Raw genomic sequence first — 18,808 nt, forward strand, 5'->3', positions numbered from 1 at the left:
ATATGCAGATGCAAAAGCCTCCTAGGTTGTTAGGGGGCTTTGTTTGATAAGTAAGGGTTTTCAAACGGTAAAATAGGGAATAAGTAATGGAGAATGTTCATTAGGAGGGGATCAATTGAAACGTACAGAAACACAAGCTTTAATTGAATCGGTAATGAGTGGCTTAGCTGAAAGAAGTGACTTTTTAGGAATTGAGGATGATGAGAAAAGGAGGTTTGTGTGTGGCTCAGCAAAAGAGATCTTAAAGACCACTGATAAAGTGATCAAAAGCTACATACGTGTCTCTACTGAAAAAGATGGGATTGTACGGATTCCAGCTTACCGGGTACAGCATAATAATATTAGCGGATTCTATAAAGGTGGGATCCGGTTTAGCGAGTTTGTAAATGAGGCAGAAGTGGAGAATTTAGCGATTCTAATGACCCTAAAAAATGCCTTACACCGTCTTCCTTATGGAGGAGCTAAAGGTGGGGTGCATGTTGATCCTAGAAAGTTTACAGAAAAAGAGTTAAACCTCATTAGTAAGAAATATGTGCAACGCTTCTCACGTGATATCGGTCCAAATCATGATATTCCAGCTCCTGACTTAGGGACGAATGAAAAGATTGTTGACTGGATGGTCGGAGAATTTAAAACGATTCATCCAGGTGAGCAGTATCTAGGTTCATTTACAGGAAAAAGTGTAGAAAATGGTGGAGCGCGTGGAAGAAGAGAAGCAACAGGTAGAGGAACCTTTCTAAGCTACTCTTGGTTACTTGATGAATGGGCAGGTTTGCATGCGAATGGGAACGATATTAACCGCCATAAACAATGGGAGACATTGAAGTCATTAAGAGAGCAAACAGAGAATGGGAAGCCAATCCGAGTGGCCGTTCAAGGCTTTGGTAATGTGGGTGGTGTAGCAGCACTAGAGGCTTACACATATTCCAAATACCAACACAAAGTAGTAGCTGTATCAGATCGGTTTACAACTTTGTACCACAGTGAGGGTCTTGATATAGAGAAATTGGTTGACTATACAAAGAAGGGACGCGATCTCCCTTCAAATAGTGAACAATTAAAGCAAGCAGGTGTAGAAGCGGAAATAAAGCCTGTTACCGATGTATTGACGGTTGATACGGATGTCTTAATTCTAGCAGCGATTGAAGATCAAATTCACCAGGACAATATGGAAGAGGTTAAAGCGGGTGTGTTAGTAGAAGGTGCCAATGCGCCAATCTCTCTTGAGGCGGATGATTATTTTGAGCGTAAAGGAACGGTTGTGATTCCAGATATATTAGCTAATGCTGGTGGAGTTATTGTTTCCTACTTAGAGTGGAAGCAAAGTCGAGTGACTGAGCTGTTCACAGAGGAAGAAATTATCGCAGACATGTCGAAACAAATGATTGAAACGCTCAAAAATGTGTATGATACGTACTTTTCATCAGTAGATCAAACGATGAGAAATACGTGTTTTACCTTATCATTAGAACGACTTACGGGGCTATTGTACCGTCACGGGAAGTTGTTTTAAATAGAAAGGCTCACTCCTAAGGATGGAGTGAGCCTTTTGGTTTTATTGGACTGTGAATACATCACCGAAAGAATAATTTGTTTTTCCAGCTTTTGTTGACCAAGCAACGAGACGATAATTGCCAGGAGCTAATGTTCCCCCGTCAATCGTTAAGTCCCAAGTAAAATCATAGTAGCCCGCACCAATATTCGTATCAGTAAAAGCATGACCAATAAAGGCTGTTAAATTCTCATTGTACACTTCGAATTCCAATTCTTCAGCACCGCCTGGTACATAAGCAGAACCTACAAGATCACCAGTTGCAGGGTTCAGATTGTAACCAAGAGATGTAATACGAGGGTAATCCGGTTCTTGTACGAATAAGATTGTCGGAACCTCAAATGAATTCGAACCTTCACTTATAATAATCGTTCCTGGGTAATAACCAGGAGCTAGCTTACTAGCGTCTACTTGTACATTGAAGTTTACTTTTTGTGATTTACCTGGCTGTACACGTAAATTATTGCTTGTATTCACCTTAATTCCTTCAACACCTTTATCAAATTGAACATCGAATGAGTACGATTTACGTTCAGAAGATAGGTTGTTAAGTGTGAAATGTTGACGCTCTGTTTGTTTCCCTTTTGTCTTGTTGAAGACCCCAAAAGAGTGACTTCCAGGTGTTACAAGAGTTTGAGTTTCAATAGCATCAAGTACACGGATACTTCCCGCACCTTGCGTGTTATGAGGGTAGCGGTCGCCATTTGCATCATATAGATTTTCAGCTGTGTTCATTAGTGAAGCTTTGACTGCATCTACATCCCAGTTAGGGTTCGCTTCAAGAATAAGTGCTGCTGCACCTGCCACGTGAGGAGCGGCCATACTTGTACCTTGAAGAGCAGCATAACCATGCGGATTATCAGCTTGATGAGTCGGTACTGTGCTTGTAATGTTTACCCCAGGTGCAGATACATCTGGCTTGATCATCCATGTATCCATTACAGGCCCACGAGATGAGAAGTCTGCTACTGTTTCATCAACCATTTTATCAAATTCGATTGAAAAGCTTACTGTGTTATAGCCAGCTTCAAGGTCTGCTTTTAAAGCTTCCCCGTCTGCGTTTGTTAACATGATTGTAGGAACTGCCATGCCCGGAACTTCTGGTTGTACACCTTCAACATTATTAAAGATGATCGCTCCAACAGCTCCAGCTGCTTTTGCATTTGCTGCTTTATCAACAAAGGCATATTCACCACGGATCATTAGGGCGATTTTTCCAGTGAGGTCTTTACCTTCAAAATCAGATGCAGCACCAAGTCCAGCATATACAAACTCAAACTCTTCGCCATCTAGTGCTAATAATTCTTCCGTAGTTGAAAAGCCCATCACTTGTGCACTTTCATATGTCTTATCAGAGTCAGTTGAAATATCTGCGCTATATACTTCGTAAGGTAAGCGAGTTGCTCCTACAGAGATCGCTTCACGAGAAGTACCAGGTGAACCAACTGTCCAATTGTTTGGACCGCTGTTTCCGTTTGATGTAACAGCAACAACACCTTCAGCCATTGCCCAATCAAGTGCAATGCTTGTAGCCCAGTCGGGACTGTTTAATGTGTTTCCTAAAGATAGATTCATAACATCAGCGCCGTCTTGAACAGCACGTTCAATACCAGCTACGACATTTTCAGTTGTACCACTTCCGCCAGGACCTAGTACACGGTAACCAAGAAGTGTGGCATCTGGTGCGACACCCTTAATTAAACCATTTGCTGCTACAGTACCAGCTACGTGAGTTCCGTGGTTCGTTTGACGACCGCGTGGGTCATTTGGTGGTGTTTCTTGAGGGTCATTATTGTTATCAACAAAGTCCCATCCTTTGTAGTCACCAAATGCGTGGGCTAGATCAGGGTGAGTATAATCCACACCTGTATCAATAACGGCAACAGTTACGCCTTCGCCTGTAAAGCCTGCATCCCATGCATCATCTGAACCGATGAAAGGTGCACTATCGAGCATAGAAGGGCTGTAAGCATCCTCTTCAATCATAAACCCTTCATCAACTGTTGTAGTCGTATACTCAACATCAGGATAAATGGCTTTTACTCCCGGAATCGTAAGGAGGTTTGGAATTTCATTACCTTTTAGCTCAACAGCAAACCCCGAGAATATGTACTCATACTCTTGTCCGATTTTGCTAGAAGATGTTTCTTTCAAGACGTTGTTTTTTACTTGGTCACGTTTAGCTTTTAAATTTTGCTTAGATTGATTCTTGCCTTTTTGTTTTGCTTCAACAATCGATTCTTCTTCTAACTCAACAATAACAGTAGTAGGAGCAGAAGATTTTGTATCAATTTCTCCCATTACTTCTGCTAAAGACAGGTCTCTTTGATTATTCGCAAATGACGCAGTCCCAAAGCTGGTAAGAGCAAGTGCTAGCACCATTGTATAGATGACGAACGTTTGGAAGGTTCGTTTCATAAAATAGCTCATCTCCTTTAAGTAAGTTGAAAATAATGGAGCTCTAGTGGGATCCGCACTAAAAACACGACTATTTTCGTTATAATGGCAATATTCTATTAAATGTTACATATTCCTTCATACTTTACCAAAATTGAGTATTAGTGCCTGTTTATGAAGAATAAGAGGATAACAAAGACATCTGCGTCAATAGTCATGCAAGAAAAAAACAGTAAATTTCTTACTGATCATTCTTTTTCTACAATAATTATTAATATACTAATATCGTAAATGGGTATTTAGTCCGGGTTCTATATTCACTATTCAGAAGAATGAAATCTATTTCGTAATGAAAAAATTTTAAAAATCGAAATAAATTTAAAAAGAAAGCTCAAGAAAAGAGATTTGGCAGTGGGATAAGAGCATGATATTCTGGTCGTAATTAGAGGCTTTTATTCATGGGAAAGGAGAGAGAGATGCTACATATTCTATTTTCACATGCCGCTAAGGCTACATTTACGCAAGCGTTCCAAGAGACAATCATTCCCTTCTCTGGTGAGGTGTTAGTATTCGAGCCTTATCTCCAACTAGGGTCTTTAGTAGATGAGAGAAACCGAATGAAAGAGTTATCGGTGATATTTGGAATAAAAGCAGGTAAAAAGGAAAGAGGAGCACTTTTAAAGCAATTTCAACAACAAGTTGTAAAAATACAAGAATCTGTAAATAGAGGCCATGAAATAACTTTTTGGGTTGGCGAAGAAGCGGCTGATGAGATCGCGATGATGTATTTGATAGATGAACTCGATTCAGTTAATCAAGCTACATCCCTCTCTTTAAATCGTGTCAGAGGACCTTTATTAGTTCGAGAGTTACCTCCTGAAAGGCTTGAAGCGCATTTTCTGCCGATTGAATTATCTAGTGATGCAATTAGGCAGCTTCAGCTAACATGGAACGAATTAAAAAAAGAAGAGAGTGATCTTAGGATTCGAAGGGCTGACTTTATTTACGATCATCTTGATTACTCTTATTACGATAGTAAACTTTTAATGCTTATGGATGAAAATGGAGGAACTCTTGTAGCGAAATTAGTAGGAGAGATATATGGGAGAGAGCCTCACCTTCCTTTTCCATTTTTTCTTTGGAGAATAATGGTGCTAGTTGAGATGAACACCATTGAATGGGTAGAGGAAATGGAAGATGCTATGATGAGTAAAGTCATGATACGAAAATAAAGAGAAGCGCTTTGTTGGCGCTTCTCTTTACTTTTAATTCGGACGCTTGCTATAGCGATTCCAGAAGTTCAAAATCCAAGATAACGGGAAAGGGAGTTTATAGCCTGCTTTTTCAAATTGGCGAAGTAAGTTAATGAAAGCTCCTCCAATCCTGCGTTGCTTGCGGAGTTCTTCTTCCTCGTAATAGCTGCTCTAAAAATAATGAGAGTAAGTTTTTGGCTAGTTGATCTTTTGAAGAAGGGAGTGATTCAATCTGGATCTTATCAATGACGCTTGTGCAATTGGCTCTTCGGTACAGCTTGTTAAAATATTTTTATAAGGTTGCCCCCACTCTTGTTCAAGTACCTTTTTGGTTTCATTCCATGGTACGGGGGGGACATGATCAACTAAATCAGCTAATTCTTGTAAAAAAATCTCCGGCAATAGATCGGCACGTGTGGCTAAGAACTGGCCTAGTTTAATTAGAAGACCTTCAAGTCTTAATGCTTTTCGTTTGTACTCCTGTGCTTGTGCGAGCAACAGGTTATTCCATTTTTCATGATCCCACTTATTACGATGTTTACGTTGAAAGTTCATAATTTGAAAGAAAAAAATTTACTACTCATAAAGACGATGGTGAAAATACGATAGATGGAAAAATTCTTCATAATGGATAACTCACCTTCGTTTTTATTTTATTATACAAGTTGTATAATAAATGTGCATGTAAAAGAACTTCTATTGGAGATAGTAGGTGATAATTTGAAGCTTGAACGCTATTCGTATATGAAGAGAAATCGGTTAAAAGCTTTTTTTGATCATTTTCCTGATTCTCCAGTTATTTTTAGCAAGATAGGATCTTATTATTTTGTTTATGTCATTCAGTGGTCAGAGTATGACCCAATCGTGCTGAGAGAAGATTTAGAAGAGATGGAATGGCTGATCAATAAGGAACTCGGTCTACATGAGGAATATCAAAATAGGCGTTCAAATACAGAAATATAAAAGGAGTTAGTGAGGTCATATGGCTAATATAATTGTAGTAGGTAGCATAAATAGTGACCTAGTCGTAACGGTTGAACGTTATCCGAAAGCTGGCGAAACACTTAGGGGAACAGACTTCTCTTGGTATCCTGGTGGTAAGGGGGCGAATCAGGCTGTTGCAGCAGCACGCTTAGGCGCGACTGTAGAAATGGTCGGAGCGGTTGGTAATGATCCATATGGAGAGGCCTTAATAAATTCATTGAGAGTCAATCTAGTTGGAGTCAACTATGTAAAAGTGGTCCAGGGGACATCAGGGACTGCGATGATCACAGTAGAAGAAAATGGTGAGAATCGCATCATATTAGCGACAGGTGCTAATCAATATGTAACATGGAAAAGCAAGGATGTGTTTCAGTCAGGGGAATGGCTAATTGTCCAAAATGAAATCCCATGGGGCATAACAGAATCGGCGATTAAGTTAGCAGCAGCCGAAGGGATGAAGGTGCTACTAAATCCAGCACCGGCAAGAAAAATTCCTAGTGCTCTTTTACCTTTAATAGATGTATTGGTTGTAAACGAACATGAGGCTAAAATTGTAGCGGAAGTGGATTCCGACAATGTGACAGATGAAGACTTAGTTGTCCATTTATTATCAAAAGGGGTAAGCAATGTTCTTTTGACTTTAGGGACGAGAGGATGTATGTACGCCTCAAAAGAAGAAATCATTCATATCCCAGCATACTTAGTAACTAACGTGGTCGATACAACAGCTGCTGGTGATACATTTATTGGAGCTTTTGTTGCTGCTAGAATGGAGGCTAAAACAATAAATGAGGCACTTCATTTTGCTACAGCAGCTTCAGCGATCGCTATAACTCGTAAAGGAGCTCAGTCATCGATTCCAACAAAAGAAGAAGTAGAGAAGTTCATAAAGAGAAATCCAATCAGATAAATAACGAAAAACGACTCATCCATGGATGAGTCGTTTTTTTGCTACGTTTAAGGTATTAACTTATACTGTTGCTTTTTGTAACTTGTCGATAAATTTAAGTGAACGACCAGTCCCAACAGCAACAGATTCTAATGGATTTGGAGCTAAGTGAACAGGTACTGAGATCTCTTCTGAGAACCACTCTTGGATGCCGTTGAGTAAGGCACCACCACCCGTAATCATAACGCCACGATCAACGATGTCCCCACTTAATTCAGGAGGACAATCTTCAAGCGTTGCACGAACCGCTTCTAACACTTGTAGAAGTGATTCGCTCAATGCTTGTTGAATTTCAGGAGAACGTAGGGTGATTGTTTTAGGGAGACCATTTACTAAGTCACGTCCACGAACTTCCATAGTTAATTCTTCATGTTCGATCGGAGCATACCCAATTTCCATCTTAATTTGTTCAGAAGTCCGCTCACCAATTAAGACATTGTAATTTTTACGTACATGCTGAATGATCGCCTCATCAAGTTTATCTCCACCAATTCGAACTGAATTACAGGAAACAACGCCACCAAATGAGATGATCGCAACTTCAGTTGTACCTCCACCAATGTCTACTACCACGTTTGCTACAGGCTCACTAACGGGAAGGTCGGCGCCAATTGCTGCTGCTACAGGCTCTTCTATGATGTGAACATTTTTTGCTCCACAGCTTCTCACTGCGTCTAAAATTGCTCTGCGTTCAACTGAAGTTGAACCAGACGGGGCACAAACAACTACATTAGGTTTTCTAAGAGAAAGTCCCAGTTGCTTACTTGCCTTTTTCATAATTTCCTTTAACAAACTAGCTGTCACATCAAAGTCTGCAATAACACCATCACGTAACGGACGTACCGCCACAACATTAGCAGGGGTTTTACCTACCATGCTTTTTGCTTCAGCACCTACTGCAAGCACATCACCTGTTTCGGTGTTTAATGCCACTACAGAAGGCTCGTTCAATACAATACCTTTATCTTTGCTATAAACAAGTATGTTTGCTGTTCCTAAGTCAATTCCAATTTCTGCATTCGACCACATAGTATTCACCAACTTTTCATTTAAAAGTCTTCATAGTTAGCTAGTGTAACAGGCATTTAAATAGAATCAAAGGGGCATAACGCTTATCTTCTATGTAAGAATATGAGAGATGTATGGGACTTGTTTTAGATTTTGCGCTAATTCTTCCAAACCTTGCTAATATAAGGGGTTTGAAGGGTCTTTGGATGTAGGTTTATCTGCTTATCGAGATGAAAAGGGTAAGTATGGTTGAAAGCCTAGCTTTGTATTTTTAAGAGGTCATTAAAATCAAGAAAGACCTAGCCTGGGCTAGGTCTTTCCACATAAGGTGGGGGAGGGTGATGCTCATTGCTTGTTAGGCTAGGCGGGGGAGTTGTACGGTGCTCAATCCGTACGTCTTAGCGCCTGTCTACTTAATAATTACCCCGCACTATTTCAATTAAAACCTAAAAATAAATCTTTTTTTAAAATTAATTGGATTGTTTAATCGTTACAATGTTTTTATCACCGTGAGTCATTGTGGAAGTCTCTTTAACTTGTACGAATTCATGATCAGTTAAATTTGTAAATACGACTGGTGTGATAATAGACGTTGCATTTTTTTCAATAAAACGTAAGTCAAAGCGAAGCAATTCTTGGCCTTGTTTGATTTGATCTCCTTCAGTTACAAGAGCCTCAAATCCTTCACCTTTTAAGTTTACTGTATCTAGCCCAACGTGAATCAACACTTCTTTTCCTTCATTTGTAACAAGTCCAAGAGCGTGCTTGGTTGGGAATAATGTAACGACTTTACCAGTGATTGGTGAGTAGACAATGCCCTCTGTAGGCTCGATAGCAAAACCATCACCCATCATTTTTTGTGAGAATACTTGATCAGGTACTTCTGCGATAGGAACAACTTTACCTGAGATTGGCATTGCAAAATCAACATCTCCTGCGATAGCTTCTACTTCCTCAGGTGTATCTTCGATGATCGGTGTACGTCCACTAATGATGTCTTGCATCTGTGTTTTGATTTGATCTGAACGAGGACCAAAGATCGCTTGAACGTTGTTACCCATCTGCATGACACCGGATGCGCCGAGTTTCTTTAATGTATCTTTTTCAACATGTGCCACATCTTTTACACTGACACGAAGACGTGTAATACATGCATCTAAGTTGACTAAGTTTTCTTTTCCGCCAAGTGCCTTCAGAACGTTGTAAGGAAGGTCTCCAGCTGAAACGCTTGTTGTACTTTCATCTTCTGTTACTTCTTCACGACCAGGAGTCATAAGATTGAACTTCTTAATCGCAAAGCGGAATCCAAAGTAATAGATAAGTGAGAAAGCAAGACCTACAGGAATAACGAGCCACCAGTCTGTACGGTTGGGAAGTACTCCAAATAAGAAGAAGTCAATAATCCCACCAGAGAAGGTCATTCCAATTTTAACATCTAGAATTTGCATGGTCATAAAGGATAGACCGGCAAATACTGTATGAATAGCAAAAAGTACTGGTGCTACGAACAAGAAACTAAACTCGATTGGTTCAGTAATCCCTGTTAAGAATGATGTTAGGGCCGCTGAACCCATAATTCCTGCGACAACTTTCTTTTGTTCAGGGCGTGCACAATGATAGATTGCCAATGCTGCTGCAGGAAGACCGAACATCATGAATGGGAATTTACCCGTCATAAATGTACCTGCTGTAAGCTCTACACCGTCACGAATTTGTGCAAAGAAGATCGTTTGGTCACCACGAACAACTTGACCAGCTGCGTTAGTGTATTGTCCAAATTCAAACCAGAAAGGTGAATAGAAAATGTGATGAAGACCAAATGGAATTAACGCACGTTCTATTACCCCGAAAATAAAGGCCGATAACGTTTGATTGGACTCTACCATCAAGTACGATAGATTATTCAACCCTACTTGAATGGTTGGCCAAATCCAATATAGAATAACACCGATAAATAGTGCGAAAAATGCTGTTGCAATTGGAACAAAACGCTTACCTGCAAAGAAGCCTAGGTAAGATGGTAACTCAATGTTAAAGAATTTCTTATAGGTGTATGTGGCGAGCAACCCGGCTATAATTCCGCCGAAGACACCTGTTTGTAAAGTTGGGATACCTAATACGGAAGAAATACCAGGATCTGCTCCGATCATTTCTGGCGTCCATTCTCCGTAACCACCAAGGACGCTCATCGTTACATTCATAATCAAGTAACCAATTAGAGCGGCTAGGCCTGCAACCCCATCTCCATTTGACAGACCGATGGCTACACCGACTGCAAATAATAATGCCAAGTTAGCAAAGACGATGTCTCCAGCGCTTTCCATCACACTAGCTAGTAAGACAATCCAATCCGCTGTTAAGAAAGGGAGTCTTGCTACTAGATCCGGGTTTTGTATGGCATTACCTAATGCAAGTAGAATACCTGCAGCAGGAAGTAATGCAACCGGAAGCATTAACGCTTTACCTACACGTTGTAGGACACTAAAAGACTGTTTAAACATGTGACATTCCTCCAATTTTTCATAGTTTCAAAGCTGAAATAGGTGATTTATACAACAAAAAAGACATGAGTGGAAAAAACGAACACATCAATTGATAGAAGACGTACTTCTCGTTCAATTCATGTGATCGTTTTCTTTTCCTCTCATGCCTGCATAACCAGTAACACGTTAAAAAGAAACGTCATTAATGAAATTATTATTGTTTTGATAAACGTTGGAGATGAAGAGTCAAATAAACTGCCTCAGCATCTGGAACCGTTTTCTTAAGTGATTGTTGCATAATCTTAATCAGCTTCCAAGACAGATTGTAGCATACAGGGTATTCAGATTGCAAGACACTTTTTAAAGCTTCTTGATTGTCATCATATTGTTCATTGTTAATACGTTCTATGGCATGATGAAGGTGACGGACAAGGCGCAAGTAATCAACATCTTTACGGTCAATCTCAATCGCAAGGGAGCCTTCAATTACCTGTACAAGTTCTCCGATAAGGCGTGTATGGCGGTTTACCTCTTGAAGTGGGCGCCTTGTTAGCGCACTATGGATGTGAAGAGCTACAAAACCAATCTCTCCTTGTGGGATTGCAAGGTTAAGTTCTTTGTTCATGTATTTTATAATATCAGAGGCCATTTCAAATTCATCTGGATATGCTAGCTCCGTTTCAGGAAGGAAGGGGTTCTTTATATCAAAACCTTGATGTAGACGCTTGAGTGCATAAAATAAATGGTCCGTCAAAGCAATATGAATGTGTTCATGTAAGCGTACTTTAAAGCGTTCTTCGATCATTGAAATAACATCATCCATCAGACCAATAAATGCTTCATCAACATAGTCAAGTAATTGCTTGTACTGCTCTTGCTCTTTTTCTTCTTTTAACACAAAAAACTTTTCAGCTACATCGCCCGCAACGGGTTCACCAGGCTTTTTACCAAATCCAAGACCTTTTCCAATCAAAATGACTTCAGCATAGTCTGGATGCTCTGCAATAAGCACATTGTTATTTAGTACTTTTTTAACGGTAAGCATGAGGGTCCTCCTTTCGTCAAGAGTAAGACGGTATCATAATAGCTTTTTTTGATTGTTAAGGTCAATAAAAAGAAATCTTTCTTTACAGGAATTGAGAGATTCGCAATAGGTGAAAAATTAGAAAAGAATAGAAGATCACTGACCACTATAGGAGGTTTATGTCTTGAAAGATACAGATAAAAAAGCTGTTGTCTTGTTCGATGGCGTGTGTAATGTATGCAATGTAGCAGTTAATTTTATATTAAGAAATGAAAAAGAAGAGTATTATCAATTTGCATCTCTTCAGTCCCAGGTAGGAGCTCAAATGAAACGAAAGTATGAAATTGCGGATTCGGTTGATTCTATTATTGTAATAGAAGATGGGCATGCTTATACATATAGTGATGCTGCCTTAAAGATTGTGCCCCATCTGCAACAGAGATGGCATTTTCTAAAGGTAATTAAATGGCTTCCTAAACCTGTGCGTGATGGATTATATCGTCAATTTGCCAAACAAAGGTATCGCCTTTTTGGGAAACGAGAAGTGTGTAGAATTCCTACTAAGAATGAGAGAGAGCGTTTTCTTTCTTAATATAGTTCGAATGGTAAGAAATTTCCGGTTGTTCTGGCAGCGACGCTTTGCTACTATAGGGAAGTTATTATTTATTAACTCATTTAAAAGGTGGCCGCGTTGAAGTGATAAAGAAGGATCAAGCCACCTATGAATAGTCAGCAAAGATTGGAGTTGAAAAGGTTGAAACAACAAGAACAATGGTCGTCGAAATTAGGATTTATCTATGCGACTGCAGGGACCGCAATCGGCCTTGGGGCAATTTGGAAGTTCCCTTATGTTGCAGGAACAAGTGGTGGGGGTGCATTCTTTTTATTATTTATGTTATTTACTGTATTAATTGGCTTACCTTTGCTGATCGGTGAATTCATACTTGGGCGTCACACTGGAAAAGATGCGATATCGACATACAAGGAATTAGCACCTAAGTCAGCTTGGAAAATTACCGGCTGGATTGGGGTCATCACTTGCTTTATTATTTTGTCTTTCTACAGTGTAGTCGGTGGTTGGAGTTTACTTTATCTGTTTCATGCGATAACCGGGCAATTATCAGGATTAACGGTTGATCAATATGGAGAGCGGTTTGGAGAAATTATTTCAAATCCAATTCCTACACTAGGAGCCCAACTTCTCTTTATTGTTCTAACTATCGTTGTAGTCTCAAAAGGGATTCAAAAAGGAATTGAGCGAGCAAGTAAAATTATGATGCCAGCTCTCTTTATTTTGTTAATTGTTATTGCGATACGTTCTCTTACTTTAGAAGGGGCGATGGATGGCATACGCTTTTTATTACTCCCTGACATGGCAAATGTAAGCTCTGATACTGTTCTCTTTGCATTAGGACAGGCATTCTTTGCATTATCATTAGGGGTTTCGGTTATGGTAACCTATAGCTCTTATGTTCCTAAAACGCAGAGCCTTCCAGTATCAGCAGTTTCAATTGCGGTTATGAACGTGTTGGTAGCTCTTTTGTCAGGTCTCATTATTTTTCCAGGTGTGTTTACGTTTGGTCTCGAGCCAAGTGAAGGACCACCACTTATCTTCGTTGTTTTGCCAGCCATTTTTGAACAGATGGTCTTTGGAGAACTATTCTTGATTGCCTTTTTCATCTTGTTTGTATTTGCGGCTTTAACTTCAGCCTTTTCAATGCTTGAGATTATTGTGGCAACTCGAGTGAAAAAAGATATAAAAAAACGCCCTCGTGTCAGCTGGGCAGTAGGTCTTCTTATCTTTGTGCTAGGGATTCCAGCTTGCTTATCTTATGGTGCGATGGCTGATGTGAACATTTTAGGCCGAACGTTCTTTGATGCGGCTGATTATTTAGCTAGTAATATTCTGATGCCTTTTGGAGCGTTCCTTATTTCTATCTTTATTCCGCTAAAATTATCTAAGACGGCATTATTTGAAGAATTAAAGCAAGGATCTTCCGTTGGCTCAAAAGTATTCATCGTGTGGTATGTACTTTTAAAATACGTTACACCGATTGCAATTATTATAATATTTATTGATGCGATTGGTATATTTAAATAAAGCATAGGAACGGTTATTATGACCGTTTCTTTTTGTTTTTTCTAAAATGGCTAAATTTTCTGATTCATTTATGTTTTTCAAATGCGTATAACATGTTAAAATAAAAAAATAGATAGATGCATTAGGTGGCATCATGAGGAGGGGACAGAATGGAGAATAACAAATTTCAAGCTTATCTAAGTGAACGATTAGAAAAAGCAAAGCAACAATTTGAGAGAACAATTGATTGTAAACACACGGAATTTGACGATCTTTACCCTTATATGACCGAACAACCTCAGTTCTTTTGGTATAAACGATACGTAGCATGGCAAGAGTTATTAACGGTTGTTAGTATATTGGATGACAATGAAATGGACTGGAAGCCAATGTTTACAGATAAACAATTAAGTTATGTTGAAGCACGAATCTTAGACGCGAAAGTACTTGATGATTGGTATGAAGTTCAAGAAGAGAAAGAGCCCGAACAATCTGCTCAAAATGAATAACACGGTCCCCCCTAAGTTTGATGGCTTAGGGGGTTACTTATGCGATGGAGTTGAAGAATGTTGAGAAGACTGGTGTATATCCTTGTAGCTATGGTATTTGTTGGACTCACTCAAGCATGTACAAGTGAAGAACAACCAATGGTAGAAGAAGACCTCATGACCGAAGATGGAGAAACCTCAGAAGGGGATGTTGCAGGAGGTGAGATGCCTTCTGTGGATGAAAGTACGGATCTAGAAGAGTTCAATCGTGAAGCTCAGCAGTGGGGCGAGAATGTCGATGGGGTTAAGACTCGTATTGATACAGAAGAGAAAAAGCTGGCCCTCACGTTTGATGCATGCGGTGGGCCGTATGGAAATGGCTATGATCAAGAGCTTATTTCGTTTCTGGAGGAAGAGCAAATACCTGCTACTTTATTTATCAATCAAAGGTGGATTGTAGAATACCATGAGCTATTTTTAGAGCTTGCCGAAAATCCATTGTTTCAAATTGAAAATCATGGAACAGAGCATGTTCCTCTTTCGGTGAACGGAGGAACAGCTTGGGGAATAGAGGCGACCCAAAGTCCTGAGGAAGTAGAGGAAGAAGTGTTAGGCAATCATAACCGAGTATTGGAATTAACAGGAAGAGAGATGTCGTTATTCCGTTCTGGTACGGCTTTTTATGATGAAGTAGCAGTTGAGTTGGTCAATGCCCTAGGCTATGAAGTGGTCAACTTTAATATCCTAGGTGATGCGGGTGCGACCTATACTGCTAAGCAAGTAGAAAGTGCGTTACTTGGTTCAGAGAATGGGTCGATCGCGTTGTTGCATATGAATCAGCCAGAAAGCGGTACAGCTGCTGGGGTCAAAGCAGCGGTGCCGAAGCTTCGGGAACAGGGGTATCAATTTGTACGGTTAGATGGAGAAAAGCTTGAGTAAGGTGGGGGAATTATTCCCCCACCTTATTTTTAAACGGCCACGGTTTGGACAATTTCTACTAATCGTTTCGCTAATTCATCAAGTTGTGCTTTGGTTGTATCTTTTCCAAACGATAGTCTGAAGTAGCGATGAATCTCTTGTTTGGTTTTTTGTAAAGCGACCATTGTCCGCGAGGGATCTTGTTTCCCAGATTGGCAGGCTGAACCTGTTGAAATAGCGATATGATAACGATCGAGTCTTTGCATCATAAGCTGACCTTCGATTCCCGCAATGGAAACGGCTAAAATGGACGGCAATTGTGTCTCAACATCCTCCCCTCCATCGACGGTAAAGTGAATACCACTATCCTTAAGTTTCTTCAATAAATATTTTCGTAACGTCCAAAACGAATCTAATTGTTTATCCATCCGCTCATGGATGTGGACAGCTGCCGTAGTAAAAGCAGCAATTCCTGGTAAGTCAATCGTCCCATGACGGAAACCTTCTTGATGCGAAGTGAGCGGATGGACAGGTTTCCATGGCGTATCTTTATTCATAATGACCGCACCGATTCCTTTAGGTCCGTAGATTTTATGGCTAGAGACGGTGATCGTATCAACAGGTAAATTCTCAAGGTCAAGCGGTACCTTACCAAATGATTGAACGCAATCACTGTGGAAAATGATGCGGTGACGTCGGAGGAGTTGACCAATCTCTTTTATTGGTTGAATCACTCCAATCTCAGAGTTCACATGTTGAATGGAAGCAAGGATCGTATCTTTACGAATAGAATTCTTCACTGTATTTAGTAAGATCGTACCATCGGATTGAACAGGCAAATAGGTGACGTCTCTCCCTTGGTCTTCTAAACGTTGAAAAAAGGAAAGCACCGACGGATGTTCAATCGAGGAGGTGATTACGTGATTGCCTTTATATTTATTCGCTTTATATAGACTCTCCAATGCAAGTAGATTGGCTTCTGAACCACTCCCAGTAAAATACACAGCTTCAGACTCCCCGTTGACGACTCGTGCCAGTTCTTTTTTACAAGTGTAAAAGAGCTGCCGTGCTTTTTCTCCTTCTTCGTGCAAGCTCTCTGTATTTGCGAAATAATGTTCACTTGTTTTTAGCCAAGCCTCAATGGCTTCCTTGGATATAGGGGTCGTTGCCGCATGGTCTAAATAGATCAATTTCATTCCTCCCATTAGTTAGCTCTTGTCATAAGTTTAGTTTTATGTAAATATAGGTGTCAAGACACATGTAAAGAATAGGTGATTACATGTTAAAAGCAGATATCTTAATTATTGGTGGAGGCCTTGCTGCTATTATGACAGCATTAAAGGCATCTGAGCGTTATAAAGTAACTTTAGTAATCAAAGGGTCTAGGAAAAGTGGAAACTCATGGCGAGCGCAAGGAGGGATTGCCGCTGCTCTTTCATCAGTCGATCACCCCGAGCTCCATTACCAAGATACGATGAAGGCGGGTTGTGATCAAAATGATCCTGAGCTAGTCAAAATTCTTGTTCACGAAGGACCGAAACGGTTAAAACATTGGATGGAAAAAGGCCTTACTTTTGATAAAAAAGAAGATGGGACCCTCGCACTCGGGAGAGAAGGGGCCCATTCACAGCGTCGAATTGTTCACAACGATGGTGATCAAACAGGAAAGATATGTATGGAGTACTATTGGAAGCTACTTGAAAAAAGGGATGTGACGATTCTTGAAGACCATCAAGCCATTGATTTGGTCATAGTAGCTCATGAATGTGTTGGGGCAACCTTTCACGGACCGAGTGGTCAAGTGGTAACAATCCGGGCAAGTGCTACTGTACTAGCAACAGGAGGAATTGGTGGATTATTTGAAGCGACAACAAATGACCCAACACTAGTTGGAGACGGATTGGCGATGGCGCTGCGCGCAGGAGCTACATTACGAGATTTAGAGTTTATTCAATTCCATCCTACGCTCATTTATTCACAAAGTAAGGTGATAGGGTTGGCATCAGAAGCCTTGCGAGGTGAAGGGGCCTTTTTGGTTAGTGAGGCTGGGCAGTTAATTATGGAAAGTGTGCATCCATTAGGAGATTTAGCCCCTCGAGATGTCGTGGCTCGTGTGATTCAAGGGTATGTTCATCGTGGTGAGCAAGTCTTTCTTGATACCTCAATGATTCACAAGTTTGAAAAGCGATTCCCGCAGATAGCCGCGCTTTGTAAAAAGGGGAAGGTAGACCTCTCGCAAAAGAGGATTCCTATTCGACCAGGCGCACACTTTCATATGGGTGGAGTCGAAACGGATGCATTTGGCAAAACGTCTATCCCTCATTTATATGCAGTGGGAGAGGTTGCTGGAAACAATTTGCATGGGGCGAATCGCCTAGCGAGTAATTCATTATTAGAAGCGATTGTTTTCGGTGAGAGATTAGGTGAATACTTAGCAAATTTAGCACCAAGACCAACGTTACCAACATTGTTCTCAGTAAACAACAAGGAGCAAAAGGTAACGCCAAAACTTCCGAATGTGAATGAAGTAAAGAAGCGAGTCTCACATGCATTAAATATTACGCGGAATGAAGCGGATCTGAAAGAGCTACTTCACTGGTTGAGTCAATATGAGCCGCTAAGTGAGAGAAAGTATAATCGAACCTTGTGGTCTAAGAAAAGGATCACAAGTGACAATATGCGAATCGTTGCAAGTTTACTAGCAACAGCCGCACTCGATCGAAAAGTGAGTTGTGGTGCTCATGAACGAAGTGATACCGGGAAGCTACATGTGGTAAGGGACGTACAGACAGTCATATCATAGGAGGGGTGTTGGCGATGAACCGATTATTAGTGAAAGAACAGTTAAACACATTTTTTTGTGAAGACATTGGACACGGAGATGTGACAGCAGAAGCGATGTTTGATGCCGAGACAGGAATTGCTTTGTTTCGTGCAAAGGAAGCGGGCATCTTCTGTGGCGAGATTATTTTGCAGACTGCGTACGAGCTTTTTCATCCGACTATAGAGGTTAAGGTTCATAAAAGAGATGGAGAAGAGCTGAGGACTGGAGACGTTCTGGCTGAGGTACAAGGTCCGATTGTTGATTTGCTCAGTTCTGAACGAGTAATTCTTAATCTTATTCAACGTCTATCAGGAATTGCTACACAGACTCATACGGCTGTTCAAGAGGTGATGGGCTCGTCTGCGCGTATTTGTGATACGCGAAAAACGACGCCTGGGCTACGAATGTTAGAAAAGTATGCCGTCAAATGTGGGGGTGGCTTCAACCATCGTTTTGGGCTAAATGATGCCGTCTTAATCAAAGACAATCATATTGCTCAATGTGGTGGATCGATTTCTCTAGCGATTCAGAAGGTAAGAAGCAACATTGGTCATATGGTTAAAGTTGAGGTTGAGGTGGAGTCTCGTGATCAAGTATTAGAAGCCATTGTAGAAGAAGTAGATGTGATAATGTTTGATAACTGCAGTCCGGTGGAAGCGGCAGAATGGAGAAAGCTTATTCCACCATCGATTATCGTCGAGGTATCAGGAGGCATTCGTCATGAACTTTTGCGTGCCTATGCCGAAAGTGGAGTCGATTATATTTCAATGGGTGCTCTGACTCATTCTGTCAAAGCACTTGATATTAGTCTTGATGTGAGCGTGAAAGAAGGTGTCACCCATGCTTAA

General features: G+C 40.5%; 16 protein-coding genes. 10 read left to right on the forward strand and 6 right to left on the reverse strand.

Annotation, left to right across the window (positions count from 1 at the left end; genetic code table 11):
• The first annotated feature begins 115 nt into the window (after positions 1–115).
• A complete protein-coding gene (locus RYX56_RS15645; RefSeq protein ID WP_317122987.1) occupies positions 116–1,513 on the forward strand; it encodes a Glu/Leu/Phe/Val family dehydrogenase in 1,398 nt (465 codons plus the stop codon).
• A gap of 42 nt (positions 1,514–1,555) precedes the next feature.
• Here the strand turns inward: RYX56_RS15645 and RYX56_RS15650 are convergent, their stop codons facing one another.
• A complete protein-coding gene (locus tag RYX56_RS15650; RefSeq protein ID WP_317122988.1) occupies positions 1,556–3,970 on the reverse strand; it encodes a S8 family peptidase in 2,415 nt (804 codons plus the stop codon).
• A gap of 455 nt (positions 3,971–4,425) precedes the next feature.
• On the opposite strand from RYX56_RS15650, the gene RYX56_RS15655 reads away from it, so the two are divergent.
• The gene (locus tag RYX56_RS15655; protein WP_317122989.1) at positions 4,426–5,181 is read left to right on the forward strand and encodes a DUF3658 domain-containing protein; all 756 of its coding nucleotides are present in this window, start codon (positions 4,426–4,428) and stop codon (positions 5,179–5,181) included.
• A 219-nt stretch (positions 5,182–5,400) separates the two neighbouring features.
• Here the strand turns inward: RYX56_RS15655 and RYX56_RS15660 are convergent, their stop codons facing one another.
• A complete protein-coding gene (locus tag RYX56_RS15660) occupies positions 5,401–5,700 on the reverse strand; it encodes an AarF/UbiB family protein (protein ID WP_317122990.1) in 300 nt (99 codons plus the stop codon).
• 222 nt (positions 5,701–5,922) lie between these two features.
• On the opposite strand from RYX56_RS15660, the gene RYX56_RS15665 reads away from it, so the two are divergent.
• Both RYX56_RS15665 and rbsK read left to right on the forward strand, forming a co-directional pair.
• Positions 5,923–6,165 carry a protein YuzH gene (locus tag RYX56_RS15665; RefSeq protein ID WP_317122991.1) on the forward strand — a complete coding sequence of 81 codons (243 nt, stop codon included), beginning with the start codon at positions 5,923–5,925 and terminating at the stop codon, positions 6,163–6,165.
• A gap of 19 nt (positions 6,166–6,184) precedes the next feature.
• On the forward strand, positions 6,185–7,096 hold the full coding sequence (rbsK, locus tag RYX56_RS15670) for a ribokinase (protein ID WP_317122992.1): 912 nt from the start codon (positions 6,185–6,187) through the stop codon (positions 7,094–7,096).
• 60 nt (positions 7,097–7,156) lie between these two features.
• Here the strand turns inward: rbsK and mreBH are convergent, their stop codons facing one another.
• The 3 genes from mreBH to glcT all read right to left on the reverse strand — a co-directional run bounded on the left by mreBH (position 7,157) and on the right by glcT (position 11,671).
• Positions 7,157–8,164, reverse strand: coding sequence for a rod-share determining protein MreBH (mreBH, locus tag RYX56_RS15675; protein WP_317122993.1), 1,008 nt, complete (start codon positions 8,162–8,164; stop codon positions 7,157–7,159).
• Between the two features lie 449 nt (positions 8,165–8,613).
• Entirely contained in the window at positions 8,614–10,644 is a 2,031-nt protein-coding gene (ptsG, locus tag RYX56_RS15680; RefSeq protein WP_317122994.1) for a glucose-specific PTS transporter subunit IIBC, read from the reverse strand.
• Between the two features lie 196 nt (positions 10,645–10,840).
• Positions 10,841–11,671, reverse strand: a complete 831-nt coding sequence (gene glcT / locus RYX56_RS15685) for a glucose PTS transporter transcription antiterminator GlcT (RefSeq protein WP_317122995.1) — start codon at positions 11,669–11,671, stop codon at positions 10,841–10,843.
• Positions 11,672–11,834: 163 nt separating this feature from the next.
• Here glcT and RYX56_RS15690 point away from each other — a divergent pair, with 163 nt between their 5' ends.
• From RYX56_RS15690 to RYX56_RS15705, 4 genes are all read left to right on the forward strand, one after another.
• Positions 11,835–12,242, forward strand: coding sequence for a thiol-disulfide oxidoreductase DCC family protein (locus RYX56_RS15690; protein WP_317122996.1), 408 nt, complete (start codon positions 11,835–11,837; stop codon positions 12,240–12,242).
• Between the two features lie 129 nt (positions 12,243–12,371).
• Positions 12,372–13,751 carry a sodium-dependent transporter gene (locus RYX56_RS15695; RefSeq protein WP_439108500.1) on the forward strand — a complete coding sequence of 460 codons (1,380 nt, stop codon included), beginning with the start codon at positions 12,372–12,374 and terminating at the stop codon, positions 13,749–13,751.
• A gap of 149 nt (positions 13,752–13,900) precedes the next feature.
• Positions 13,901–14,239 carry a hypothetical protein gene (locus tag RYX56_RS15700; RefSeq protein ID WP_317122998.1) on the forward strand — a complete coding sequence of 113 codons (339 nt, stop codon included), beginning with the start codon at positions 13,901–13,903 and terminating at the stop codon, positions 14,237–14,239.
• A 57-nt stretch (positions 14,240–14,296) separates the two neighbouring features.
• Complete coding sequence (locus RYX56_RS15705) at positions 14,297–15,157, forward strand: polysaccharide deacetylase family protein (RefSeq protein WP_317122999.1); 861 nt, start codon at positions 14,297–14,299, stop codon at positions 15,155–15,157.
• A gap of 29 nt (positions 15,158–15,186) precedes the next feature.
• Here RYX56_RS15705 and RYX56_RS15710 read toward each other — a convergent pair whose 3' ends face one another.
• Positions 15,187–16,332, reverse strand: coding sequence for an IscS subfamily cysteine desulfurase (locus RYX56_RS15710; RefSeq protein ID WP_317123000.1), 1,146 nt, complete (start codon positions 16,330–16,332; stop codon positions 15,187–15,189).
• Between the two features lie 83 nt (positions 16,333–16,415).
• On the opposite strand from RYX56_RS15710, the gene nadB reads away from it, so the two are divergent.
• Together nadB and nadC are read left to right on the forward strand one after the other, a co-directional pair.
• Positions 16,416–17,939, forward strand: a complete 1,524-nt coding sequence (gene nadB / locus RYX56_RS15715) for an L-aspartate oxidase (protein ID WP_317123001.1) — start codon at positions 16,416–16,418, stop codon at positions 17,937–17,939.
• Between the two features lie 14 nt (positions 17,940–17,953).
• A complete protein-coding gene (gene nadC / locus RYX56_RS15720; protein ID WP_317123002.1) occupies positions 17,954–18,808 on the forward strand; it encodes a carboxylating nicotinate-nucleotide diphosphorylase in 855 nt (284 codons plus the stop codon).

Source organism: Alkalihalophilus lindianensis (genome assembly GCF_032843265.1).
GTDB classification, from domain to species: domain Bacteria; phylum Bacillota; class Bacilli; order Bacillales; family Bacillaceae_D; genus Alkalihalophilus; species Alkalihalophilus lindianensis.